Here is a 6,126-nt window from a genome sequence, read left to right as displayed (position 1 = left end):
CCAGCCCCGCTTCCGCGTCGAGGGTGCCGCCGAGGCCGCGTACCAACTCCGCGTGGCGCGCCTGGTCGTGCGCCTCCCGGAGCCCGGTCTCGACGTCGAGGAGCTGCGACAGCCCCGAACGCAGCTGCCGGTGCTGGTCCTTGAGCCACCGGTCGACGGCCTCCACCCTCACCCCTCCTCCCGGCGCCGGAGGTGGCGGGCGGCGGCCAGGCGGGCCTTGCGCAGGTTCTGCCGCACCGCCGCGTCGCCGATGCCGAGGAGTTCGGCGATCTCCCCGGCGGTCCAGCCGTCGTGGTGCAGCGCCAGCACCTGCCGTTGCCGGGGCGGCAGTTTCCGTAGCAGGTGGACGATCTCCCGCTGTTGCGCCCACGCCTCCGCCTGGTCCGGGCGGGGCAGCAGCGGGGTCGGCTCCGGCACCTCCTCGACGGGCTCCTCGTCGACGCGGGTGACATGCCGGACGTATGCCTGGTACGCCACCTTGTACACCCAGCTCTTGTGCCAGGTGACCTCGTGCCACTTCCGGTACGCCTTGATCATCGTGTCCTGGACGATCTCGGCGGCGAGGTGCGCGGAGGCGCCCTGGGACACGAGGTACGCGGTCAGGGGGACGACCAGCTTCCGGTAGAACCGGCTGAACGCCTCCTCGTACTCGGTCATCGGCCCGTCGAAGGCCCCAGCGGGCTCCCGGCGGGCCGCGCCGGAGTCTTCCGTGGCCTGGGGGGCTGTCAGCGGGCGGGGCCCGTCACCCGGCCGCCGTTCGTGACCCGTCACGCCGTTCCGCCTTCTTCCCGGGGACCGCCGACCCGTTCCGGGGGGATCCGGAGGTGGACTTCGCTGCCGTCCTCGCGCACCTCGTCCAGTCGGCTGCCCCGCGGCAACGAACGTGCCAGCACGGCGAGTTCCCGCCGCCGCGACTGCTCCTGGCGGTCCTGCCGCCGCGCCCGCGCCTCCTGGAACGCCAGGGCGACGATCCGTGCGCCCAGGCCGACCAGGGCCATCAGCACCGATGCCAAGACCGGGTCCATGCGGTGCTCCTTCCCGCGAGCGGCTGCGGCCCCCGCGAATCGCCGACACCTACGGTGCTGAGAGGCGCTGCGGGGGCCGGATGTGAACCGCCGGACCCGGTCAGTTGTCCGCGAGCCGGGCCAGGGACAGGTTCAGTTCCAGGACGTTGACCTTCTCGTTGCCGAGGAAGCCCAGGTCACGGCCCTTCTCGTGGTCCTTCACCAGGTTCGCCACCTGACGTTCTGACAGGCCGTTCTCCTTCGCTACGCGGTCCACCTGGATCTCCGCGTACGCGGGGGAGATGTGCGGGTCGATCGCCGAGCCCGAGCCCGTGACCGCGTCCTTCGGGACGGCCGACGGCGGGACGCCGTTGAACGACGCCGCCTGCTGCCGCGCCTCCTTCACGGTCTTCACCAGGGTCGCGTCCGACGCGCCCAGGTTCGACGGGCCGGTGGCCAGGGGGTCGTAGGCGCTGTTGGAGGGGCGGGGCTGGAACCAGCGGGGGTCGGGCTTGTCCGTGCCCTTGATGTTCCAGCTCTGGCCGATCAGCTCGGAGCCCGCCTCCCGGCCCTCGTGCTCGACCTTCGAGCCGTTGGCCCGGTCCGGGAACGCGCTCTGTGCGACTCCCGTGATCACCAGGGGGTAGATCACGCCGGTGACCACCGTCAGGACCAGCAGCGCGCGCAGCGCGCTGAAGAGCAGCCGGGCGGTGGAGCGTGCGGAAGTGTTCATCAGGATTCCTCAGCCGATTCCGGGGATGAGCGAGACGACGAGGTCGATCAGCTTGATGCCGAGGAACGGGGCCACCAGGCCGCCGATGCCGTAGACCCCGATGTTGCGCCGGAGCATCCGGTCGGCGCTGACCGGGCGGTAGCGCACGCCGCGCAGGGCCAGGGGCACCAGGGCGACGATGACCAGGGCGTTGAAGACGACCGCCGAGAGGATCGCCGACTCCGGGGAGGACAGCTGCATGATGTTGAGCCTGTCCAGGCCCGGGTAGGCGGCGGCGAACATCGCGGGGATGATCGCGAAGTACTTCGCGACGTCGTTGGCGATGGAGAACGTCGTCAGCGCGCCCCGCGTGATCAGGAGCTGTTTGCCGATCTCCACGATCTCGATCAGCTTCGTCGGGTTCGAGTCCAGGTCGACCATGTTCCCGGCCTCCTTGGCGGCGGAGGTGCCGGTGTTCATGGCGACGCCCACGTCCGCCTGGGCCAGGGCGGGGGCGTCGTTCGTGCCGTCGCCGGTCATGGCGACGAGTTTGCCGCCGGCCTGTTCGCGCTTGATGAGGGCCATCTTGTCCTCGGGCGTGGCCTCGGCGAGGAAGTCGTCGACGCCGGCCTCGTCCGCGATGGCCTTGGCCGTCTTGGCGTTGTCGCCGGTGATCATGACGGTCCTGATGCCCATCCGGCGCAGCTCCGCGAAGCGTTCGCGCATGCCCTCCTTGACGACGTCCTTGAGGTGGACGACGCCGAGGACCCGTGCGCCGCGGTCGTCGGCCACCGCGACGAGCAGCGGGGTGCCGCCGGACTCGGCGACGGTGTCGGCCATGTCCCGTACGGTGTCGGGGACATCGCCGCCCCGGTCCCGTACCCACGCCGCGACGGCCCCCGCCGCGCCCTTGCGGACCTGCCGGCCGTCGGTGTCGACGCCCGACATCCGGGTCTGCGCGGTGAACGGCACCCAGTCGGCCTGCGCCGGTGCGCCGGGCCCGCGCTCGCGCGGCCCGTAGCGGGAGGTGGCGAGGATGACGATCGAGCGGCCCTCCGGCGTCTCGTCGGCGAGCGACGACAGCTGCGCGGCGTCGGCCAACTCCGCCTCGCCGGTGCCCGGTACGGGCAGGAAGGCGTGCGCCTGCCGGTTGCCGAGCGTGATGGTGCCGGTCTTGTCCAGCAGCAGCGTGGACACGTCGCCGGCGGCCTCCACGGCGCGGCCGGACATCGCGAGCACGTTGCGCTGCACCAGCCGGTCCATGCCCGCGATGCCGATAGCCGACAGCAGTGCGCCGATGGTCGTGGGGATCAGGCAGACGAGCAGCGCGGCCAGCACGACGAGCGACTGCTCCGCGCCCGCGTAGACCGCGAACGGCTGGAGCGTGACGACGGCCAGGAGGAAGACGACCGTGAGCGAGGCGAGCAGGATGTTCAGCGCGATCTCGTTCGGCGTCTTCTGCCGGGCCGCGCCCTCGACCAGGGCGATCATCCGGTCGATGAACGTCTCGCCGGGCCTGGCGGTGATCCGTACGACGATACGGTCCGAGAGCACCTTCGTGCCGCCGGTGACCGCCGACCGGTCGCCGCCCGACTCCCGGATCACCGGCGCCGATTCGCCCGTGATCGCGGACTCGTCGACGGAGGCGACACCCTCGACCACGTCGCCGTCGCCGGGGACGACGTCGCCGGCCTCGCAGACGACGAGGTCGCCGACGCGCAGGTCGGTGCCGGGCACCAGCTCCTCCGAGCCGGCCCCGGTACGGCGGCGGGCGACCGTGTCCGTCTTCGCCCTGCGCAGGGTGTCGGCCTGCGCCTTGCCGCGGCCCTCGGCGACGGCCTCGGCCAGGTTGGCGAAGAGCACGGTGAGCCAGAGCCAGGCGGCGATGACCCAGCCGAACCAGTCGCCCGGGTCCGCGACCGCGAGGACCGTGGTCAGCACCGAGCCGATCTCGACCACGAACATCACCGGCGACTTCGCCATGACCCGCGGGTCGAGCTTGCGCACCGCGTCGGGTACGGACCGCAGGAGCTGCCCGGGGTCGAACAGGCCCCCGGCGACGCGGGGTCCGGGTTCGTGCCGTACGGGATCCACGGGGGTGTGCGGGGGCGTCTGTGTCTGCGTGGTCATGCGGCCAGTCCTTCGGCGAGCGGCCCGAGCGCGAGCGACGGGAAGAAGGTGAGTCCGGCGACGATGGCGATGCACGCCACCAGCACGCCGGTGAACAGCGGCTTGTCGGTACGCAGCGTCCCGGCCGACGCCGGCACGGGCCGCTGCCCGGCGAGCGAGCCGGCCAGCGCCAGCACGAACACCACCGGCAGGAACCGGCCGAGCAGCATGCACAGGCCGAGCGCGGTGTTGTGGAACCCGGTGTTCGCCGAGAAGCCCGCGAAGGCGCTGCCGTTGTTGTGGGAGGCGGAGGTGTAGGCGTAGAGGACCTCGGAGAAGCCGTGCGGCCCGGTGTTCGTCATCGACGACTCGCCGTTGCCCGTCGCCATCGCCAGCGCCGTGCCGGTCAGCACCAGCGCGGGGGTGACGAGGATGTAGCAGGCCGCGAGCTTCATCTCGCGGGGCCCGATCTTCTTCCCGAGGTACTCGGGCGTACGGCCCACCATGAGCCCGGCGATGAACACCGCGACGACGGCCATGACCAGCATTCCGTACAGTCCCGAGCCGACCCCGCCGGGCGCGATCTCGCCGATCATCATGCCGGACAGCAGCACGCCGCCCGACAGTCCGCCGAAGGAGTCGTGGAAGGAGTTGACGGAGCCGGTCGACGTCATCGTCGTGGAGACCGCGAACAGCGACGACGCGCCCTCGCCGAACCGCTGCTCCTTGCCCTCCATCGCGCCGCCCGCCAACTGCGCGGCGGTGCCCGGGTGCGCGGCCTCCAGCCAGGTCACGGCGACCACGCCGGCCAGCCAGATGCCGGCCATGGCGGCCACGACGGCGTAGCCCTGCCGGACGCTGCCGACCATCCTGCCGAAGGTGCGCGGCATGGCGAACGGGATGACGAGCAGGAGGAAGATCTCCAGGAGGTTGGAGATGCCGTTCGGGTTCTCGAAGGGGTGGGCGGAGTTGGCGTTGTAGTAGCCGCCGCCGTTGGTGCCCAGGTCCTTGATGGCCTCCTGGGAGGCGACGGCGCCGCCGGTGAGGTGCTGGGTCTGCCCGGTCACGGTGGTCACCGACTGCGTACCGGAGAAGTTCTGGATCGCGCCGCACGCGACCAGCAGCACGGCCGCGACGGCGGCCATCGGCAGCAGGATGCGGAGCGTGCCGCGCACCAGGTCCGCCCAGAAGTTGCCGAGTTCGCCGGTACGGGCGCGGGCGAAGCCGCGGATCAGCGCGACCGCGACGGCCATGCCGACGGCGGCGGAGACGAAGTTCTGCACGGCCAGGCCGCCGGTCTGGGCGAGCTGGCCCATCGCGGACTCGCCCGAGTACGACTGCCAGTTGGTGTTCGCGACGAACGACGCGGCGGTGTTGAACGCCTGGTCGGGGCTGATCGCGGCGAAGCCGAGGGAGAGCGGCAGCCGGTCCTGGAGCCGCTGGAGCAGGTAGAGGAAGAGCACGCCGGCGAGGGAGAACGCGAGCACGGCGCGCAGGTACGCGGGCCAGCGCATCTGGGCGTCGGGGTCGGCGCCGACGGCGCGGTAGATCCAGCGCTCGACGCGGCTGTGCCTCTTGCCGGCGTAGACCCCGGCCATGTAGTCGCCGAGGGGGCGGTGGACGAGCGCGAGGGCGGCGACCAGCGCCGACACCTGGAGCACGTCAGCGAGTATCGGGCTCATGGGCGGGACCTCAGAACCTCTCCGGGAAGAGGAGGGCGAGGACCAGGTAGCCCAGCAGTGCGACGGCCACGATGAGGCCCACCACGTTGTCGGCGGTCACAGCTTGGCCACCCCCCGGGCGATGAGCGCCACCAGCGCGAAGACCGCGAGTGTGGTGACGACGAAGGCCACGTCGGCCATCGGGTGCTCCTAGACGGTGTCGAATCGAACTGACTTGTCCAGGGAAACCCCGCCGAGGGGCGGAGGTGACAGGTGTTGACGGGCCCCTGACGAGGCGGGGGGCGGCGTTGACGTGATTCATACGCGCAGGTGGGTGGCGGAGTTCATCTCGGCGCACGGGCTGTCGGAGGCGTTCCGCCTGCTCGGCTCATGCGCCGTGCCGTGGCCGGAGGAGCTGGGCCGGGCCGTGGTCGACGCCCTGGAGATCGCGCGCGACGGCGGCAGTTACCCGTGGAGCTTCAGCGGCGTGATGGGCCTCGCGGAGCGCTGCCTCGACCCCTCGTACGCGGTCCGCCTCGAACCGCTCGCCGCGATGCACGAGGAGGCGGAGGAGAGTTCGCCGGGCGCCGCCGGCTACTGGGCGGAGGCGTTCCAGCGGCTGGTGGCCACGCTGCGGATA

The 6,126-nt window shown here is 71.7% G+C and carries 6 protein-coding genes and 1 pseudogene; 1 reads left to right on the top strand and 6 read right to left on the bottom strand.

Annotated features, from left to right (window positions below):
- Positions 1–168: 168 nt before the first annotated feature.
- The 6 genes from H5J30_RS14280 to kdpF form a co-directional block, all read right to left on the bottom strand.
- Positions 169–657: an RNA polymerase sigma factor gene (locus H5J30_RS14280; RefSeq protein ID WP_181787813.1), complete on the bottom strand. Its 489-nt coding sequence runs from the start codon at positions 655–657 to the stop codon at positions 169–171.
- Positions 658–767: 110 nt separating this feature from the next.
- On the bottom strand, positions 768–1,025 hold the full coding sequence (locus tag H5J30_RS14275; RefSeq protein ID WP_181787812.1) for a hypothetical protein: 258 nt from the start codon (positions 1,023–1,025) through the stop codon (positions 768–770).
- 100 nt (positions 1,026–1,125) lie between these two features.
- Positions 1,126–1,737, bottom strand: coding sequence for a potassium-transporting ATPase subunit KdpC (gene kdpC / locus H5J30_RS14270; protein WP_181787811.1), 612 nt, complete (start codon positions 1,735–1,737; stop codon positions 1,126–1,128).
- Positions 1,738–1,746: 9 nt separating this feature from the next.
- On the bottom strand, positions 1,747–3,846 hold the full coding sequence (kdpB, locus tag H5J30_RS14265) for a potassium-transporting ATPase subunit KdpB (protein WP_181787810.1): 2,100 nt from the start codon (positions 3,844–3,846) through the stop codon (positions 1,747–1,749).
- On the bottom strand, positions 3,843–5,507 hold the full coding sequence (gene kdpA / locus H5J30_RS14260) for a potassium-transporting ATPase subunit KdpA (protein WP_181787809.1): 1,665 nt from the start codon (positions 5,505–5,507) through the stop codon (positions 3,843–3,845). The genes kdpB and kdpA overlap by 4 nt, the downstream gene beginning before the upstream one ends.
- Before the next feature lie 10 nt (positions 5,508–5,517).
- The gene (kdpF, locus tag H5J30_RS14255; RefSeq protein ID WP_181787808.1) at positions 5,518–5,607 is read right to left on the bottom strand and encodes a K(+)-transporting ATPase subunit F; all 90 of its coding nucleotides are present in this window, start codon (positions 5,605–5,607) and stop codon (positions 5,518–5,520) included.
- Between the two features lie 210 nt (positions 5,608–5,817).
- Between kdpF and H5J30_RS14250 the strand changes: the two are divergent.
- Positions 5,818–6,126 (top strand): annotated as a pseudogene (locus H5J30_RS14250) (DUF5691 domain-containing protein); the annotation flags it as partial.

Source organism: Streptomyces phytophilus (genome assembly GCF_013870535.1).
Taxonomy (GTDB): Bacteria; Actinomycetota; Actinomycetes; order Streptomycetales; family Streptomycetaceae; genus Streptomyces; species Streptomyces phytophilus.
This window is presented reverse-complemented; position numbering and strand designations above follow the sequence as displayed.